14 protein-coding genes and 2 tRNA genes are annotated in these 17,252 nt (G+C 69.5%); 3 read left to right on the forward strand and 13 right to left on the reverse strand.

The window, feature by feature from the left end:
- Positions 1-121: 121 nt before the first annotated feature.
- The 5 genes from AB0P07_RS28320 to AB0P07_RS28340 form a co-directional block, all read right to left on the reverse strand.
- Entirely contained in the window at positions 122-1,141 is a 1,020-nt protein-coding gene (locus AB0P07_RS28320) for a rod shape-determining protein (RefSeq protein WP_007449816.1), read from the reverse strand.
- Positions 1,142-1,460: 319 nt separating this feature from the next.
- A complete protein-coding gene (ndk, locus tag AB0P07_RS28325) occupies positions 1,461-1,874 on the reverse strand; it encodes a nucleoside-diphosphate kinase (RefSeq protein ID WP_365555489.1) in 414 nt (137 codons plus the stop codon).
- 144 nt (positions 1,875-2,018) lie between these two features.
- Complete coding sequence (locus tag AB0P07_RS28330; RefSeq protein ID WP_365555491.1) at positions 2,019-2,375, reverse strand: DUF4233 domain-containing protein; 357 nt, start codon at positions 2,373-2,375, stop codon at positions 2,019-2,021.
- 6 nt (positions 2,376-2,381) lie between these two features.
- The gene (locus tag AB0P07_RS28335; RefSeq protein WP_365555493.1) at positions 2,382-3,905 is read right to left on the reverse strand and encodes a folylpolyglutamate synthase/dihydrofolate synthase family protein; all 1,524 of its coding nucleotides are present in this window, start codon (positions 3,903-3,905) and stop codon (positions 2,382-2,384) included.
- A 333-nt stretch (positions 3,906-4,238) separates the two neighbouring features.
- Positions 4,239-6,863, reverse strand: coding sequence for a valine--tRNA ligase (locus AB0P07_RS28340; RefSeq protein ID WP_365555495.1), 2,625 nt, complete (start codon positions 6,861-6,863; stop codon positions 4,239-4,241).
- Positions 6,864-7,001: 138 nt separating this feature from the next.
- On the opposite strand from AB0P07_RS28340, the gene AB0P07_RS28345 reads away from it, so the two are divergent.
- Positions 7,002-7,970 (forward strand): hypothetical protein, encoded by a 969-nt coding sequence (locus AB0P07_RS28345; RefSeq protein ID WP_365555497.1) that lies wholly within the window; start codon positions 7,002-7,004, stop codon positions 7,968-7,970.
- A 64-nt stretch (positions 7,971-8,034) separates the two neighbouring features.
- Here AB0P07_RS28345 and clpX read toward each other — a convergent pair whose 3' ends face one another.
- From clpX to AB0P07_RS28370, 5 genes are all read right to left on the reverse strand, one after another.
- Positions 8,035-9,321 carry an ATP-dependent Clp protease ATP-binding subunit ClpX gene (gene clpX, locus AB0P07_RS28350; RefSeq protein ID WP_365555498.1) on the reverse strand — a complete coding sequence of 429 codons (1,287 nt, stop codon included), beginning with the start codon at positions 9,319-9,321 and terminating at the stop codon, positions 8,035-8,037.
- A gap of 191 nt (positions 9,322-9,512) precedes the next feature.
- On the reverse strand, positions 9,513-10,226 hold the full coding sequence (locus AB0P07_RS28355; RefSeq protein WP_365555500.1) for an ATP-dependent Clp protease proteolytic subunit: 714 nt from the start codon (positions 10,224-10,226) through the stop codon (positions 9,513-9,515).
- Positions 10,227-10,276: 50 nt separating this feature from the next.
- A complete protein-coding gene (locus AB0P07_RS28360; RefSeq protein WP_051005918.1) occupies positions 10,277-10,882 on the reverse strand; it encodes an ATP-dependent Clp protease proteolytic subunit in 606 nt (201 codons plus the stop codon).
- A 392-nt stretch (positions 10,883-11,274) separates the two neighbouring features.
- Positions 11,275-12,678: a trigger factor gene (gene tig / locus AB0P07_RS28365; RefSeq protein ID WP_365555502.1), complete on the reverse strand. Its 1,404-nt coding sequence runs from the start codon at positions 12,676-12,678 to the stop codon at positions 11,275-11,277.
- A 166-nt stretch (positions 12,679-12,844) separates the two neighbouring features.
- Positions 12,845-12,921 (reverse strand) — tRNA-Pro (locus AB0P07_RS28370).
- Positions 12,922-13,084: 163 nt separating this feature from the next.
- Between AB0P07_RS28370 and AB0P07_RS28375 the strand changes: the two genes are divergently transcribed.
- Positions 13,085-13,155: transfer RNA gene (locus tag AB0P07_RS28375), tRNA-Gly, on the forward strand.
- A 74-nt stretch (positions 13,156-13,229) separates the two neighbouring features.
- Here the strand turns inward: AB0P07_RS28375 and AB0P07_RS28380 are convergent.
- Positions 13,230-13,424 (reverse strand): hypothetical protein, encoded by a 195-nt coding sequence (locus AB0P07_RS28380; RefSeq protein ID WP_007449834.1) that lies wholly within the window; start codon positions 13,422-13,424, stop codon positions 13,230-13,232.
- A gap of 712 nt (positions 13,425-14,136) precedes the next feature.
- Between AB0P07_RS28380 and AB0P07_RS28385 the strand changes: the two genes are divergently transcribed.
- On the forward strand, positions 14,137-15,303 hold the full coding sequence (locus AB0P07_RS28385) for an acyltransferase family protein (protein WP_365555504.1): 1,167 nt from the start codon (positions 14,137-14,139) through the stop codon (positions 15,301-15,303).
- 52 nt (positions 15,304-15,355) lie between these two features.
- On the opposite strand, the gene AB0P07_RS28390 is transcribed toward AB0P07_RS28385, so the two are convergent.
- The gene (locus AB0P07_RS28390) at positions 15,356-15,835 is read right to left on the reverse strand and encodes an HD domain-containing protein (RefSeq protein ID WP_365555506.1); all 480 of its coding nucleotides are present in this window, start codon (positions 15,833-15,835) and stop codon (positions 15,356-15,358) included.
- 105 nt (positions 15,836-15,940) lie between these two features.
- Positions 15,941-17,176, reverse strand: coding sequence for a PP2C family protein-serine/threonine phosphatase (locus AB0P07_RS28395; RefSeq protein ID WP_365555508.1), 1,236 nt, complete (start codon positions 17,174-17,176; stop codon positions 15,941-15,943).
- Positions 17,177-17,252: the final 76 nt, after the last annotated feature.

The raw sequence follows: 17,252 nt of genomic DNA on the forward strand, positions 1-17,252 counted from the left end.
CGGCCCTTCGGGCTGTGCGGCGCATCGGGCCGTTCACGCACGTCCACTGCCGCAACCCTCTATATCAACGATCCGCCGTACGAGAGGAGATCGTCTCGTACGGCGGAACCGAAGTGTTACGTCATCTGCGGGGCGAGGCGTCCAGCACCTGCTGGAGTGCCTCGAACTCCTCGACGCACTTGCCGCTGCCGAGCGCGACGCTGTCGAGCGGGTCCTCGGCGATGTGGATCGGCATTCCGGTCTCCCGGCGCAGCCGTTCGTCGAGCCCGCGCAGCAGCGCACCGCCGCCGGTCAGGACGATGCCCCGGTCCATGATGTCGCCGGACAGCTCCGGCGGACACTTGTCGAGGGTCGTCTTGACGGCGTCGACGATGGCGTTGACCGGCTCCTCGATCGCCTTGCGCACTTCGGCGGCGGAGATGACGACGGTCTTGGGCAGCCCGGAGACGAGGTCCCGGCCGCGGATTTCGGTGTGCTCGTCGGAGTCGAGGTCGTACGCCGAACCGATCGTGATCTTGATCTGTTCGGCCGTGCGCTCACCCAGCAGAAGGCTGTACTCCTTCTTCACGTGCTGGATGATCGCGTTGTCCAGCTCGTCACCCGCGACGCGGATGGACTGGGCGGTGACGATGCCGCCGAGCGAGATGACCGCGACCTCCGTGGTGCCGCCGCCGATGTCCACCACCATGTTGCCCGTGGCCTCGTGGACCGGCAGGCCGGAGCCGATGGCCGCGGCCATGGGCTCTTCGATGATGTGCACCTGTCGGGCGCCGGCCTGGGACGACGCCTCGATGACGGCGCGGCGCTCGACGCCGGTGATGCCCGAGGGCACACAGACGACGACCCGCGGCCGAGCCAGATACCGCCGCTTGTGGATCTTCAGGATGAAGTAGCGCAGCATCCGCTCGGTGATCTCGAAGTCGGCGATGACGCCGTCCTTCAGCGGACGCACGGCAACGATGTTGCCGGGCGTGCGCCCGATCATCTTCTTCGCTTCGGCGCCGACCGCGAGGATGCCACCGGTGTTGGTGTTGATCGCGACGACGGACGGCTCGTTGAGTACGATCCCGCGACCCCTGACGTACACCAGCGTGTTGGCGGTCCCGAGGTCGACAGCCATGTCACGGCCGATGAACGACATTGAGTTCCCCATCAGGATTCGACTGGCCTTCCCAGGAGCTTTTGAGGGCTTTTCAGGTAGGCGAAGTGGGTGCAGTGACGCGTGGAGGCTTCCATCGTAGACGCGCTTTCGCGAACACTGCGCGAGGGTCTTCGTCATTGTCAGCAGATGGCGCGCCGCCTCGCTCGTGGAGACGGTCCAACGGTGGCATCCGTTCCCCCGAACAGGCGCGCATATGCCACGGGGCGGTCGCTTCTACGCGACCGCCCCGGCTCCGCCCGGCCCATTCGGCTGACGTGACGTCAGAAAAAAGGCGCTCCCGGCGTGTCCCGAAGGAGGATCAGCCCCGGTCCGGGAAGAAGATCTTCAGCTCGCGCTCGGCGGACTCCTCGGAGTCGGAGGCGTGGATCAGGTTCTCGCGGACGATCACGCCGTAGTCGCCCCGGATGGAGCCGGGCGCGGCGGCGATCGGGTCGGTCGGACCGGCCAGCGCGCGCACGCCCTCGACGACCCGCTCGCCCTCGACGACCATCGCGACGACCGGGCCGGACGCCATGAACTCCACCAGCGGCTCGTAGAAAGGCTTGCCCTTGTGCTCGCCGTAGTGGGCTTCCAGCGTCTCGGTGTCCAGGGTGCGCAGTTCCAGCGCGGTGATCTGCCAGCCGGCCTTGCGCTCGATACGGCTGATGATCTCGCCGGTCAGGCCACGACGGACGGCGTCGGGCTTGAGGAGGACGAGGCTGCGCTGGGTCACGAGGGCTCCCTTGAAAAGGTTCGAGATGTGCGGTCGTGCGGGTGATGACTGAGGTTACCGGGCGTGTCGCGACGCCTGTCACGCAGCGTCAGGAAAACCGGGCCCGGCCGCCTCGTCCACCACGTCCGCCGGGCTCCGGCACCCTCAGGCGGGGTCGGGCGCGGAGGCCTCGGCCTGGGCGGCGAACCTCGCCTTCGCCTCGTCGATCTTCCGCCCGTAGTGCACGGAGGCCCACCACAGGGCGGCGAAGATCGCGCCCAGGAAGTACATGGTCGGCACGACGAGGCCGGAGGCGATCAGCGCGACCTGCAGCGCCCAGCCGAGAACGACGCCGCCGGGGCGGGTGATGACCCCGCACAGCGCGACGCACAGGAACATCGCGACACCGCTGACCGCCCACACCGTCCCCATCGACAGGTCCGGGTCCTTCATGGCGACCAGGCCGGCGAAGCCGATCACGAAGAACTCACCGATCAGTGTCGAAGCACAGAGCGTACGCACGGTTTCTCAGCCCCTCCTCAGGAGCAGTCGGGCCTCGCCGACGGTGATGACGGAACCGGTGACGAGCACGCCGCCGCCCGCGAACTCGCCCTCCTCCTCGGCCAGCGTGATCGCGGCCTCCAGGGCGTCCGGCAGCCGCGGCTCGACCTGGACTCGGTCGTCGCCGAACACCTCGACGGCGACCGCGGCCAGCTCGTCGGCGTCCATCGCGCGATGGCTGGAGTTCTGGGTGACGACGACCTCGGCGAAGACCGGCTCGAAGGCTTCCAGCAGCCCCCGCACGTTCTTGTCGGCGCTGGCACCGACCACGCCGATGAGGCGGCTGAACTGGAAGGCCTCCCCCACCGCCTCGGCGGTGACCCGGGCGCCGGCCGGGTTGTGCGCGGCGTCCAGCACCACGGTCGGCGAGCGCCGCACCACCTCCATCCGCCCCGGCGAGGCGACGGAGGCGAAGGCCTGGCGCACGGTGTCGACGTCCAGCGGCTCGGGACGCTGCGCACCGACGCCGAAGAACGCCTCGACGGCGGCCAGCGCGACCGCCGCGTTGTGCGCCTGGTGGGCGCCGTGCAGCGGCAGGTAGACGTCGGTGTACTCGCCGCCGAGCCCGCGCAGCGTCACCTGCTGCCCGCCGACGGCGACCTCGCGGGCGACGACGCCGAACTCCAGCCCCTCACGGGCCACGGTGGCGTTGACGTCCACGGCCTTCTTGAGCATCACCTGCGCCGCGTCCACCGGCTGCTGGGCCAGGATCACGGTCGCGTCCTGCTTGATGATCCCGGACTTCTCGACCGCGATCTCGCCGGGCGTCCCGCCGAGCCGGTCGGTGTGGTCCAGGTCGATGGGGGTGACGACGGCGACGTCCCCGTCGATGACGTTGGTGGCGTCCCAGGAGCCGCCCATCCCGACCTCGACGACGGCCACGTCCACGGGCGCGTCGGCGAAGGCGGCGTACGCCATGCCGGTCAGCACCTCGAAGAACGACAGCCGGTACTCCTGCTGCGCGTCGACCATCTCGACGTACGGCTTGACGTCCTGGTACGTCTCGACGAACCGCTCGGCGGAGATCGGCGCGCCGTCCAGGCTGATCCGCTCGGTGATCGACTGCACGTGCGGCGAGGTGTACCGACCGGTGCGCAGCTCGAAGGCGCCGAGCAGCGCCTCGATCATGCGGGCGGTGGAGGTCTTGCCGTTGGTCCCGGTGATGTGGATGGAAGGGTACGAGCGCTGCGGCTCGCCCAGCACGTCCATCAGCGCGGCGATCCTGCTGACGGACGGCTCCAGCTTGGTCTCGCCCCAGCGGGTCGCCAGCTCCGTCTCGACCTCGCGCAGCGCCGCGTCCACCTCGGGGTCCTCCGGGCGCCCGGGGATGTCGGCCTGCGGGGGGCCGCCCTGGGTGCGCAGGGTGCGGCTGCCGGCCTCGATGACGGCGAGGTCGGGGTCGCGGGTGGTCTCCGCGTCGATGATCTCGTCGAAGGAGTCGAGGGGGGCGGAGGGGTCGGGCTGGTCGTTCTGGCCGGGGTTGTCGCTCACGGGGCCAGTCTACGTACCCGGTGCCCCGTAACCACGGGCAGCCACCGTGGCGCCCAGCTGCGGGCAGTCGCCCTGCGGCCCAGCTGCGGGCAGTCGTGCCGCTGGGGCGGCACGGGTGGGCGCGGCGGCACCCCGTCAGCGCCGGGCTGCGCGATTCCCTGCGGGGCGCCGGCGGAGGGGCTGGCTTGGGTCTTGGGGCACGTGCGGCGCCATTGTGGCCGGTCGCGCCCACGCGGCGGAGCCGCACATCGATACAGCCCCGCGCCCCTGGTTACGCGAAGGCACCCGGCGCCTGCAAGGGCCCCGGGTGCCTTCACTCGCGTCCCCGGCGGGCTACGCCTCCGGCAGCTTCTCCAGCTGGGTGGTGATGCGGGCGATGTCCTCGTCCGCCTTGGTCAGGCGGCCCCGGATCTTGTCCACGACGTGGTCCGGCGCCTTGGCGAGGAACGCCTCGTTGCCGAGCTTGGCGTTCGCCTGGGCCTTCTCCTTCTCCGCCGCGGCGAGGTCCTTCGCCAGCCGCTTGCGCTCGGCGGCGAAGTCGATGACCCCGGAGAGGTCGAGGGCGACCTCGACCCCCGCGACCGGCAGCGTCGCCGTCGCGGCGAAACCGTCACCCTCCGGCTGGAGCCGCAACAGCTGCCGGACCGCCGCCTCGTGGGCCGCGAGCGCGCTGCCCGCCAGGGTCAGCCGGGCCGGGACCCGCTGGCCGGGCTGCAGCCCCTGGTCGGCACGGAAGCGCCGGACCTCGGTGATGACGGACTGGACGGTCTCGATCTCCCGCTCGGCGTCCGCGTCCCGGAAGCCGGAGTCCGACGGCCAGTCGGCGATGACGACCGACTCGCCACCCGTGAGCGTCGTCCACAGCGTCTCGGTGACGAAGGGGACGACCGGGTGGAGGAGACGCAGCGTCACGTCGAGGACCTCGCCCAGGACGCGCTTGCTGACCTCGGCCGCCTCGCCGCCCGCCTGGAAGGTGGTCTTGGACAGCTCGACGTACCAGTCGAAGACCTCGTCCCAGGCGAAGTGGAACAGCGCGTCGGAGAGCTTCGCGAACTGGTAGTCCTCGTAGTACGCGTCGACCTCGGCGACGACCGAGTTCAGCCGGGAGAGGATCCAGCGGTCGGTCGACGACATCCTCGACGCGTCCGGCAGCGGGCCCTCGACCGTCGCGCCGTTCATCAGCGCGAAGCGGGTGGCGTTCCAGATCTTGTTGGCGAAGTTCCGCGAACCCTGGACCCAGTCCTCGCCGATCGGCACGTCGACGCCCGGGTTGGCGCCGCGTGCGAGGGTGAAGCGGAGGGCGTCGGAGCCGTACTTGTCCATCCAGTCCAGCGGGTTGACCACGTTCCCGAAGGACTTGGACATCTTCTTGCCGTTCTGGTCACGGACCATGCCGTGCAGGGCGATGGTGTGGAACGGCGGGGTGCCGTCCATCGCGTAGAGGCCGAACATCATCATCCGGGCGACCCAGAAGAAGAGGATGTCGTAGCCGGTGACCAGGACGGAGTTCGGGTAGAACTTCGCGAGCGACTCGGTCTGCTCGGGCCAGCCGAGGGTGGAGAAGGGCCACAGGCCGGAGGAGAACCAGGTGTCCAGGACGTCCGGGTCCTGCCGCCAGCCCTCGCCGCTCGGCGGCTCCTCGTCGGGGCCGACGCAGACGACCTCGCCCTCGGGGCCGTACCAGACGGGGATGCGGTGGCCCCACCACAGCTGGCGCGAGATGCACCAGTCGTGGAGGTTGTCGACCCAGTCGAAGTACCGCTTCTCCATCTCCTGCGGGTGGATCTTGACCTTGCCGTCGCGGACCGCGTCACCGGCGGCCTTGGCCAGCGGGCCGACCTTGACCCACCACTGCATGGACAGGCGCGGCTCGATGGTCGTCTTGCAGCGCGAGCAGTGGCCGACGGAGTGGACGTAGGGCCGCTTCTCGGCGACGATCCGGCCCTCGGCGCGCAGCGCGGCGACGATGGCGGAGCGGGCCTCGAGCCGGTCCAGGCCCTGGAAGGGACCGTGGGCGGTGATGACGGCGTGCTCGTCCATCACGGCGATGGCGGGCAGGCCGTGCCGCTGGCCGATCTCGAAGTCGTTCGGGTCGTGGGCCGGCGTCACCTTGACGGCGCCGGTGCCGAACTCGGGGTCGACGTGCTCGTCGGCGACGACCGGGATGGAGCGGTCGGTCAGCGGCAGCTTGATCTGCTTGCCGACCAGGTGCTTGTACCGCTCGTCCTCGGGGTGGACGGCGACGGCGGTGTCGCCGAGCATCGTCTCGGCACGGGTGGTGGCGACGACGATGGTCTCGTCCCCGTCCCCGTACGTCATGGAGACCAGCTCGCCGTCGTCGTCCTGGTACTCGACCTCGATGTCGGAGATCGCGGTCAGGCAGCGCGGGCACCAGTTGATGATGCGCTCGGCGCGGTAGATCAGCTCGTCGTCGTGGAGCCGCTTGAAGATGGTCTGGACGGCCTGGGACAGGCCCTCGTCCATCGTGAACCGCTCACGCGACCACGCGACACCGTCTCCCAGGCGGCGCATCTGGCCGCTGATCTGGCCGCCGGACTCGCCCTTCCACTGCCAGACGCGCTCGACGAAGGCCTCCCGGCCCAGGTCGTGCCGGGACTTGCCCTCCTTGCCCAGCTCGCGCTCGACGACGTTCTGCGTGGCGATGCCGGCGTGGTCCATGCCGGGCTGCCACAGCGTCTCGTGGCCCTGCATGCGCTTGCGGCGGGTCAGGGCGTCGATGAGCGTGTGCTCGAAGGCGTGCCCGAGGTGCAGGCTGCCCGTGACGTTCGGCGGCGGGATGACGACGGTGTACGGCGGCTTGTCGCTCTTCGCGTCGGCCTCGAAGTAACCCCGTTCCACCCAGCGCTCGTACAGCTGCCCCTCTACCTCGGCCGGCGTGTACTGGGTCGGCAGTTCGGTGGTGGGCGCGGGCTGCGGCTGCTGAGAGTTCTCGGTCACGGGGGTCAGTTTACGGGCGTCACGGCCCTGTCCCGAAACGCGTTTCCTGTGTAACGGTGCGGCCCCCGGTGACCTGCGCACGCCAGGCTTGAGTCAGGATGTCAGCACCACGTAAAGCATCTGAGGGGGAACCCAGGAATGAGTCACAACCAGCCGGGCCCGTACGGCGGGCAGCCCCAGCAGCCAGGACCGTACGGCCAGCCGGGACCGTACGGCCAGCAGCCGCCGCAGGCCCCCCAGCCCGGCTACGGCTACCCCCAGCAGGCACCCCCGCAGCAGCCGGGCTACGGCTACCCGCAGCAGCCCCAGCAGGGCGGCGTCCCGCCGCAGACTCCGCCGTACGGCCAGCAGCCCGGCTACGGCCAGCAGCCGCCCTACGGCCAGCAGCCCTACGGCATGCCGCAGCCCCCGGCGCCGGGCGGCGGCAAGAAGAAGACCGGCCTGATCATCGGCGCGGTCGCCGTCGTGGCGGCGATCGGCGTGGGCGCGTACTTCGTGTTCGGCGGCAGCGGGAGCGGCGGCGGCTCGGACATCGCCGACGACGGGCCGCACAAGCTGACGACTCCGGCGAAGGTGCTCGGGGAGTACGCGAAGAGCGAGGGCGACAGCGGCTCCATGGACGCCGCCGACCTGAAGGACGCCGAGTCGTGGGGGATCAAGGACCCCAAGGACGTGAGCGCCTCCTACGCGGCGAAGAACGAGGAGAACCCGCTCGCCGAAAAGCAGCTCATGTTCGGCGGCGTGTACGGCACGATCGACGACCCGGAGAAGGCCGTCGACGCGTTCTTCGCCAACATGAAGAAGGAGAGCCAGGAGGGCGGCAGCGACGAGGACGTGACGCTGCAGGGCGAGCCGAAGCAGTACAAGCCCGACTCGCTCGAGGGCGCCATCATCAAGTGCCAGGACGCCAAGGTCGACAACTCGGACGGCGGAGCGAACGAGCCGAAGTCGATGACCATGACGTACTGCGTGTGGGGTGACCACAGCACGCTCGGCTTCGTGATGCCGATGAGCTTCCTGGACATCGCGGCCGGCAAGAAGGCCGACCCGAACGAGGCGGCCGAGACCGCCGCCAAGCTCCGCAAGGAGGTTCGCGTCAAGCTCTGATGCCGGCGCGAGCACACGGAAGGGGCCCGGTCGGTCGACCGGGCCCCTTCCGACGTTCCGCTGCTTACGCCGTCTTCTGCTCGCCCGAGCCGCGTCCCCTCGACTCCCGCGGAATCAGCGTCGGGTTGACGTTGGAGAGGACCACGTCGGCGGTGATGACGACGCGGGCGACGTCCTTGCGGGACGGGACCTCGTACATCACGCCCTGGAGGACCTCCTCCATGATGGCGCGCAGGCCGCGGGCTCCGGTCTGGCGGAGGATGGCCTGGTCGGCGATGGCCTCCAGGGCTCCGCGCTCGAAGTCCAGCTCGACGCCGTCGAGTTCGAAGAGGCGCTCGTACTGCTTGACCAGCGCGTTGCGCGGCTCGACCAGGATCTGGAGCAGGGCCTCGCGGTCGAGGTTGTGGACCGAGGTGATGACGGGCAGTCGGCCGATGAACTCGGGGATCATGCCGAACTTGACCAGGTCCTCCGGCATGACCTGCTCGAACTGGTCCTTGGACTCGATCTCCCGCTTGGAGCGGATCTGCGCGCCGAAGCCGATGCCCTTGGCGCCGGCCCGGCCCTCGATGATCTTCTCCAGGCCCGCGAAGGCACCGCCCACGATGAACAGGACGTTCGTCGTGTCGATCTGGATGAACTCCTGGTGCGGGTGCTTGCGGCCGCCCTGCGGCGGGACGGAGGCCGTGGTGCCCTCCAGGATCTTCAGCAGGGCCTGCTGGACGCCCTCGCCGGACACGTCGCGCGTGATGGAGGGGTTCTCACTCTTCCGCGCGACCTTGTCGATCTCGTCGATGTAGATGATCCCGGTCTCGGCCTTCTTGACGTCGTAGTCCGCGGCCTGGATCAGCTTCAGCAGGATGTTCTCGACGTCCTCGCCGACGTACCCCGCCTCGGTGAGCGCCGTGGCGTCGGCGATCGCGAACGGGACGTTCAGCATGCGGGCGAGGGTCTGGGCGAGGAGGGTCTTGCCGGAGCCCGTGGGGCCCAGCAGGAGGATGTTGGACTTCGCCAGCTCGATGGCGTCCTCGCGGCCCTGGGCGCCGCCGTTCTCGCCGGCCTGGACCCGCTTGTAGTGGTTGTACACCGCGACGGAGAGGGCCTTCTTGGCCGCCTCCTGGCCGACCACGTAGCTCTCGAGGAACTCGTAGATCTCGCGGGGCTTGGGGAGTTCCTCCCAGCGCACCTCGCTGGTCTCGGCCAGCTCCTCCTCGATGATCTCGTTGCAGAGGTCGATGCACTCGTCGCAGATGTACACACCGGGCCCTGCGATGAGCTTCTTGACCTGCTTCTGACTCTTTCCGCAGAACGAGCACTTGAGCAGATCGCCGCCGTCACCGATGCGTGCCACGGTGTGCTTCCCCTTCGCCTGGGAGACTCCCGTACGCCGACGTCACGTCGACGGCGGGCGGACTCCTGGTGCTGCCTTATGTCCGACGGTACCTTGCCGGGCCCCTCGTCCGGGCCCCCCTTGGCACGGTTCCCTTTGACGTGGATCGCGTCAAACCGTGCCAAGGAGCGGCAGACGATACAGCCTCCCGCCTAGCGGAGAGAGGAGTTGTCCATCTTCCGGGTGGTGATGATCTGGTCGATCAGGCCGTAGCTCAGCGCGTCCTCGGCCGTGAGGATCTTGTCGCGCTCGATGTCGTCGCGGATCTTCTCGACCGGCGTGGTGGAGTGCTTGGCCAGCATCTCCTCCAGCTGCGAGCGCATCCGCAGGATCTCGTTGGCGGCGATCTCCAGGTCGGAGACCTGACCGCGGCCGGTCTCACTGTACGGCTGGTGGATCAGGATACGGGCGTTCGGCAGGCCCATGCGCTTGCCCGGCGTACCGGCGGCCAGCAGGACGGCGGCCGCGGAGGCGGCCTGGCCCATGCAGACCGTCTGGATGTCCGGCTTCACGTACTGCATCGTGTCGTAGATGGCCGTGAGCGCGGTGAAGGAGCCGCCGGGGCTGTTGATGTAGATCGAGATGTCCCGGTCGGGGTCCATCGACTCCAGGCACAGCAGCTGGGCCATGACGTCGTTGGCGGAGGCGTCGTCGATCTGGACGCCGAGGAAGATCACGCGCTCCTCGAAGAGCTTCGCGTACGGGTCGTACTCGCGCACGCCCTGCGAGGTGCGCTCGACGAAGCGCGGGATGACGTAGCGGGACTCGGCCTGGGGGCCGGTGTAGCGGCCCTGCGAGGCGGCGGCGCGCATGTCCTGCGTGGCCTGCATGCGGTCGTAGATGCCGCTGCCGGGGAAGTCGTTCACAGTGTCTCCTGTAAAGGGGCTGAGGCGGTCGGCTCGGGGCGGGGGATGGCTCAGGCGCCCGTGCCACCGCCGCCCGGCATGCCGGCGGCCGTGGGGATGACGTCGTCGATGAGGCCGTACTCCTTGGCCTCGAACGCGTCGAACCAGCGGTCGCGGTCCGAGTCGCGGGTGATCTGCTCGACCGTCTGGCCGGTGTGCTGAGAGGTCAGCTCGGCCATGCGCTTCTTGGTGTGCAGCAGCCGCTCGGCGTGGATCTTGATGTCCGAGGCCGAACCGGCGAGACCGGCGGAGGGCTGGTGGATGAGGATCTCGGCGTTCGGCAGCGCGAAGCGCTTGCCCGGGGTGCCCGCGCTGAGCAGGAACTGTCCCATGGAGGCCGCGAGACCCATCGCGATCGTCACCACGTCGTTCTTGATGAACTGCATGGTGTCGTAGATCGCCATACCGGCCGTGATCGAACCGCCCGGGCTGTTGATGTACAGGAAGATGTCCTTGTCCGGGTCGGCGGCAAGGAGCAGCAGCTGTGCGGTGATCTTGTTGGCGATGTCGTCGTCGACCGGCTGGCCGAGGAAGATGATCCGCTCGCCGAGCAGTCGGTTGTAGACCTGGTCGCCGAGGCCGCCACCGATGGAGGGCTCGCCGGCGGCTGAGGGCATCAGATTCGTCACGTATCCACCTGCTCGTCTTACGACGGCGCCGGGCCGTCTCACGTTTCCCTGCGGGGCTGGAGCCGCTTTCGGGGACTCCCCTGCCCTCGTATTCATGGACCCTAACGCGGTGACCCTCCGGTGCCATCCCGGTTCTGCGGGTGTTCGCCTCGGGCGTAGCGGTACGCGGGGTGCGGGTGCGGATGCGGGGTCGCGCCGTCGGGGTGCGCCCTCGTCGCCGGGTGCGGGTCCGTCGTGGTTGATCGCGCCCACACGGCGGAGCCGCACATCGATACGGCCCCGTGCCCCTCGGGCGGGCTGTCCCGCCCTATGCGGAACGGGCCCCGGCACTGATGTGTCCGGGGCCCGTTCTGCGTCCGTCTGGGGAGACGCGCGAGGAATCAGCCCTCGGTCTTCTCCTCGGCCTTGTCGTCGGCCTTCTCGGCGTCGGTGGACTCGGCGGCGGCCTCGGTGGCCTCCGTCTCCTCGTCCTCCTCGTCGTCCAGGTCGACGATCTCGCCGTTGGTGTCCTTGACCGTGGCCTTCTCGACCACGGAGGCCAGGGCCTTGCCGCGGGCGACCTCACCGACGAGGAGCGGGACCTGGCCCTGCTCGACGACGGCCTGGGCGAACTGGTCGGGGGACATGCCGGAGGAGGCGGCGCGGCGCATGAGGTGCTCGGTCAGCTCTTCCTGGCTGACGTTGTGCTTCTCCTGCTTGACCAGCTCGTCGAGGACGAACTGGGTCTTGATGCCCTTGACCGCGGCCTCGCGGGTCTCGGTCTCGAACTCCTCGGCGGTCTTGCCCTGGAGCTCCAGGTACTTCTCCAGGTCGAGACCCATCTGGCCGAGCTGGTGGTGCTCGAGGTTGTGCTTACGGGTGTTGATCTCGTCCTCGAGGAGCTTCTCGGGGACCGGGACCTCGACCAGCTCGAGCAGCTTGTCCAGCACGCGCTCCTGGGCCTGGGTGGCCTGGTCGTACTGCTTCATGTTCTCGAGGCGCTTGCGGCTGTCGGCCTTGAGCTCGTCCAGCGTGTCGAACTCCGACGCGAGCTGCGCGAAGTCGTCGTCCAGCTCGGGCAGCTCGCGCGCGGCGACCTGGGTGACCTTGACGGTGACCTCGGCCTCCTTGCCGGCCGCCGAGCCGCCCTTGAGCTCGGAGGTGAAGGTGGCCTCGCCACCGGCCTCCAGGCCCTTCACGGCGTCGTCGATGCCGTCCAGCAGCTCGCCGGAGCCGATGGTGTAGGACACACCGTCGGCGACGCCGTCCTCCAGGACCTCGCCGTCGACCTTGGCCTGCAGGTCGAGGGTGAGCACGTCGCCCTCGGCGGCGGCGCGCTCGACCGGGGAGGTGGAGGCGAAGCGCTCGCGCAGCTGCTCCACCGACTTCTCGACGTCCTCGTCGGTGACCTCGACGGCGTCGACCTCGACCTCGATGCCGGAGTACTCCGGGATCTCGATGGAGGGGCGGATGTCGACCTCGGCGGTGAAGTTCAGCGTCTCGCCGTCCTTCAGCTCCGTGATGTCGACCTCGGGCTGGCCGAGCGGGTTCAGCTCGGCCTCGTTGACCGCGTCGGTGTAGAACTTGGGAAGCGCGTCGTTGACCGCCTCCTCCAGCACCGCACCGCGGCCGAACCGCTGGTCGATGACCCGGGCCGGGATCTTGCCCTTGCGGAAGCCCTTCACCGTGACCTGCTGGTTGATCTTCTTGTACGCCGCGTCGAGGCTGTCCTTGAGCTCCTCGAAGGGCACCTCGACAGTGAGCCGAACCCGGGTCGGGTTCAGGGTCTCCACGGCGCTCTTCACGGTTCGGTCTCCTTGGTGGCTGACTTCTTGGGTTCTGCCGGAACCGGAGTGTCCGGCAAATTTCGCCGCCCGGAGACTTCAGACGCTGAGACACACGGGCGTGCAGCTTGCATAGTAACGGCAGCGACTACACGGCCCAAAAGGCGATCACCCGGTGATCGGGCGGTGGTCGGGGTGGCGGGATTTGAACCCACGGCCTTCCGCTCCCAAAGCGGACGCGCTACCAAGCTGCGCCACACCCCGTCTGGTGCGACACAGAGGGTACATGCCGCCGGGCACCGGGGGCCGCAGAGTTTCCCGGGCGTTCGTGAAGGTCCGGCGCGGACCGGAAGGGGTGTGCGGTGAACCGCGTCGACCCGCTACGATGCGTGCAGTGCCGCGGTCACCGACCTGCGGCGCGCGCTGTGCGGGCGTAGCTCAATGGTAGAGCCCCAGTCTTCCAAACTGGCTACGCGGGTTCGATTCCCGTCGCCCGCTCCGAGAGGCCTCCGGCCCGGTCCCCCAGGGATCGGGCCGGAGGCCTTCGTGCGCTCCGGAGGCGGCCCGGCGGCCTAGAACTGGATCGAGTTGACCATGTCGGCTATCGAGTCCAGGAAGCGCTGGATGTCGTCGGCCATGCCGGTCGAGGCCAGGAAGAAGCCGAAGAGGACCGCGACGATCGCCGGCCCCGCCTTGATGGACCCTCCCCGCAGCAGCACCACCAGGATGATCGCCAACAGCAGCACCACTGACAGCGAAATGGCCACAACTGATCACACCCTCGGTCGGTCCGCTCTCCCGGCCCGGAGGTGCGGAACCGCACACCCCCGCCAGAACCATCGTGCCACCAACCGGGCCCCGTCATGCGGCGGCTGACACATCGTCCGGCCGGTTCCGCCGACGGCACACTCCCCCGCGCACGCGGGCGCACTGGGCTCCACCTTTCCGTACATGATTTCGAGAGGGCGCCCGTACGAGGAATTCCGACCGCTTCGTTTCCATGCCCACACAACGCGTTCGCAGGTAATTCGAATTGTCGCGGGGGACACATCGGCAGTGGTCTCGGCAGAGGCATCGACAAGTTCACCGACAGGGTCTTCACAGGGAGAACACAGCATCACCCACCACCCCCGTAAGCGTATTGAAGCGGACATTCCAGCGGAGTCGCCCGCCGGTCTTATGCGGTGCTTAGTCAGGACTTGTCGCCACAAGTAGAGGGCTCCGGACGGCGCTTCGGCCCGCCACGGCAGCAGACGATGTGGGGGCCGTCACGCACCCGAAGAGGCCGTGTTCCCGAAATACGGGGGTACTCGCACGGTACTCACACCGTACTCAGGACCCGAAATGCAGGAATGACGTCGAGGGTTTTACGGAATCACACGGAGAACGCTAGGGTGCCTCAGATGTTCTACGCTGCCTCGTCCCCCTCCAGAGCAGCGAGGTCCTGTGACTACTCGCCGGTTTTCGGCGGGGGGTGGCATGACTAGCTCGCTGCGATCCGACGGCGGCCGGAAGTCGCCGTCCCAACGCGCCCAGCCGAGCCGGCAGCGCGACGCGTTCTTCGACAACGCCAAGTACCTGGCGATCGTGCTGGTCGGTGTGGGGCACGCCTGGGGACAGATCCTGGACGGGAACCGGACCGTGGAGGCCCTCTACCGGGTCCTGTACACGTTCCACATGCCGGCGTTCATCATCATCTCCGGCTACTTCTCTCGCAGTTTCGACCTGAGCCCCAAGCGCGTCAAACGGCTGATCACCGGCGTCGCCGTCCCGTACCTCGTCTTCGAGGTCGCCTACACGCTGCACCGCCGCGTCAGCGAGGACCCGCAGAGCGACTTCAGCCTGCTGGACCCGACGTACCTCCTGTGGTTCCTGTGCGCGCTGTTCGTCTGGCGGCTGACCACCCCCATCTGGCAGACGGTCCGTTGGCCGCTCCCGATCGCCCTGGGCATCGCCGCGTTGGCCTCCGTGACGCCCACCGTCGACAACGACCTGAACATGCAGCGCGTGCTGCAGTTCCTGCCGTGCTTCGTGCTGGGTCTGCTGCTGCGCCCCGAGCACTTCCAGCTGGTGCGGCGCCGCGCGGCGCGGATCTGGTCCGTGCCGGTGGTCGCGGCGGCGTTGGTGGTCGGCTGGTGGTCGGTGCCGCGCATGGAGACCGGCTGGTTCTACCGCAACGCCGCCGTGCAGGACACGGGCGGCCCCTGGTGGTCCGGGCCGGTGCTGACGCTGGCGATCTTCGGCTGCTCCGTGGTGCTGTCCGCGTGCTTCTTCGCCTGGGTGCCCGGCCGGCGCATGTGGTTCACCGCGCTCGGCGCCGGCACGATCTACGGCTACCTGCTGCACGGCTTCCTGGTGAAGGAGGGCAGCTACACCGGCTGGTTCCAGCACTCCTTCCTGGACACCCCGCTCGGCGAGATCGGGCTCACCGTCCTCGGTGCCACCGTCATCACCCTGTTGTGCACCAAGCCCGTCCAGCGGGTCATGCGGTACGTGGTCGAGCCGCGGATGGACTGGGCCTTCGAGCGGGACGGCGGCGACGCCGCCCGGGGCCGGGAGAAGCGGGGCAAGGACGGCAGCGGCGTGCGCGAGGCGTCCGCGGAGGCCACCGCGCCGAACGGCAGCGGCGAGAAGGTCTCCGTCTAGCTCTCCGTCCAGTTCTCCGGCCGGCTCCGCCCGCCGACGCGGCGCCCGTCGCTCACCCCCCGCCCACCCGACCGAGAAGTGCGCGCATCCGCGTGTACTTCTCGGTCAGTCGTGTGCGGGTGGCCTCGTCGAGGACGGCGAGCCGCGCGAGGTCGGCGTTGTGCGCCAGGTCCGCCTCCTTGACCAGCGGCGCGCCGGGCGTGGCGAGGATCCGCGCGGCGTACGCCTCGGGCGGCTCTCCCGGCCGCTTGGTGAGGGCCAGGACGATGTCCTTGGTACGGCGGCTCAGCGGCGCCTCGTCCAGCCATCGCTCGGTCAGCGCATCGTCCTCGACGGCGTCGTGGAGCCAGGCGGCGGCGATCTGCTCGTCGTCGCCGCCGCGTTGCCGTACCCCCTCGGCGACGGCTCGCAGGTGTTCGGCGTACGGCCGGCCCGCCTTGTCGGTCTGTCCGGCGTGGGCGGTGCGGGCGGTGGCCTCGACCTCGGCCAGGGTGAGCGGCGCGGGGGCGGGGGAACGGGAGTCGTGGGGCATGGGCCCAGTATGTCGGCGCGCCGGCGCGCGCTTTCGGTCCGTCGCCGTCGCGCGCTTTCAGTCCGTCGCCGTCGCGGGCCTTCGGTCCGTCGCCGTCGCGCGCTTTCAGTCCGTCGCCGTCGCGGGCCTTCGGTCCGTCGCCGTCGCGGGCCTTCGGTCCGTCGCCGTCGTGGACTGGGCCGTGGCTCCCTCCCGGCAGATCAGCAGCAGGGCCCGGTCGTCGTTGACGTCCTTGGCCACCGCCTCGATCAGGTGCCAGGCCGCGCCGTGGAAGCCGCCCGCGACATAGCGGTCGGCCTCGCCGGTGAGGCGGTCGATGCCCTCGGCGATGTCCCGGTCGGAGGTCTCCACCAGGCCGTCCGTGAACAGCATCAGCACGTCGCCGGGCCGCAGGGTGCCCTTCACCTGGTCGAACTGCGCACCGTCGTACACGCCGAGCAGCGGCCCCTCGGCCGACTTCTCCTCCCAGCGGCCGGTGCCCGCGCTGAGCTGGAGGCCCGGCGGATGGCCGGCGGAGTACAACTCGTAGTCGCCGGAGTCGAGATCCAGGACGAGGTGGATGGAGGTGGCGAAGCCCTCGTCCCAGTCCTGGCGCAGCAGGTAGCCGTTGGCGGCCGGCAGGAAGGCGTGCGGCGGCAGGCTGCCCAGCAGTCCGCCGAAGGCGCCCGACAGCAGCAGGGCGCGCGAGGCCGCGTCCATGCCCTTGCCGGAGACGTCGGTGAGGACGACCTCCAGGGTCCGGCCGCCGTTCGTGCGGGCCGCGACGACGAAGTCGCCGGAGAAGGACTGGCCGCCGGCCGGGCGCAGCGCCATCTCGCGGTGCCAGCCCTTGGGCAGCCCGGGCAGCTTGCTCTGGACGCGGATGCGTTCGCGCAGGTCGAAGAGCATGGTGCCGCCGCGCCGCCAGGGCACGCCGACCCGGCTGCGGAACTGGGCGACGAGCAGCCCGAAGAAGCCGCAGGCCGCGACCACCAGGACCACGCCGGGGGTGACGCGGGAGGGTCCCTCGGTGTACGGGCCGAGCTGCACGGACTCCACGATCAGCGCGGTGGCCGCCGCGGCGTACAGGCCGAGCAGGCTCGCCGGGCGCAGCAGCAGGCCGCCCGCGACGATCGGGATGACCAGCGCGGAGGGCGAGCACCACACGGAGTTGGCCATCGTGGTGGCCGCGATGACGGGGATGGTCAGCAGCAGTCCGGCGAGGGCGATCCAGTCCGATCCGTCGCCGCGGAAGTAGTCGACGGCGGCCCGGCGCACGCCGACGCGGGCCCGGTGCCACTGCTTCTTCCACCGGGCCGTGAACGTCTCGGCCTCCGCGCGCCGCTGTCGTCCTGCTGCCATTAGTTCGGGACCCTATCCATCGGACCGGCCGCTTGGCACGGGAGGTCCCACTTGTCCCCCGTCCGGGGCCGGACTT

The organism is Streptomyces sp. NPDC085944, assembly GCF_040686295.1.
In the GTDB taxonomy this organism is placed as follows: Bacteria; Actinomycetota; Actinomycetes; order Streptomycetales; family Streptomycetaceae; genus Streptomyces; species Streptomyces salinarius.

Coding starts and splice junctions, on each gene's coding strand:
- AB0P07_RS28320 (WP_007449816.1), bottom strand. CDS start 1,141: ATGTCGTTCATCGGCCGTGACATGGCTGTCGACCTCGGGACCGCCAAC.
- AB0P07_RS28345 (WP_365555497.1), top strand. CDS start 7,002: ATGAGTCACAACCAGCCGGGCCCGTACGGCGGGCAGCCCCAGCAGCCA.
- AB0P07_RS28360 (WP_051005918.1), bottom strand. CDS start 10,882: ATGCCCTCAGCCGCCGGCGAGCCCTCCATCGGTGGCGGCCTCGGCGAC.
- AB0P07_RS28385 (WP_365555504.1), top strand. CDS start 14,137: ATGACTAGCTCGCTGCGATCCGACGGCGGCCGGAAGTCGCCGTCCCAA.
- AB0P07_RS28390 (WP_365555506.1), bottom strand. CDS start 15,835: ATGCCCCACGACTCCCGTTCCCCCGCCCCCGCGCCGCTCACCCTGGCC.
- AB0P07_RS28395 (WP_365555508.1), bottom strand. CDS start 17,176: ATGGCAGCAGGACGACAGCGGCGCGCGGAGGCCGAGACGTTCACGGCC.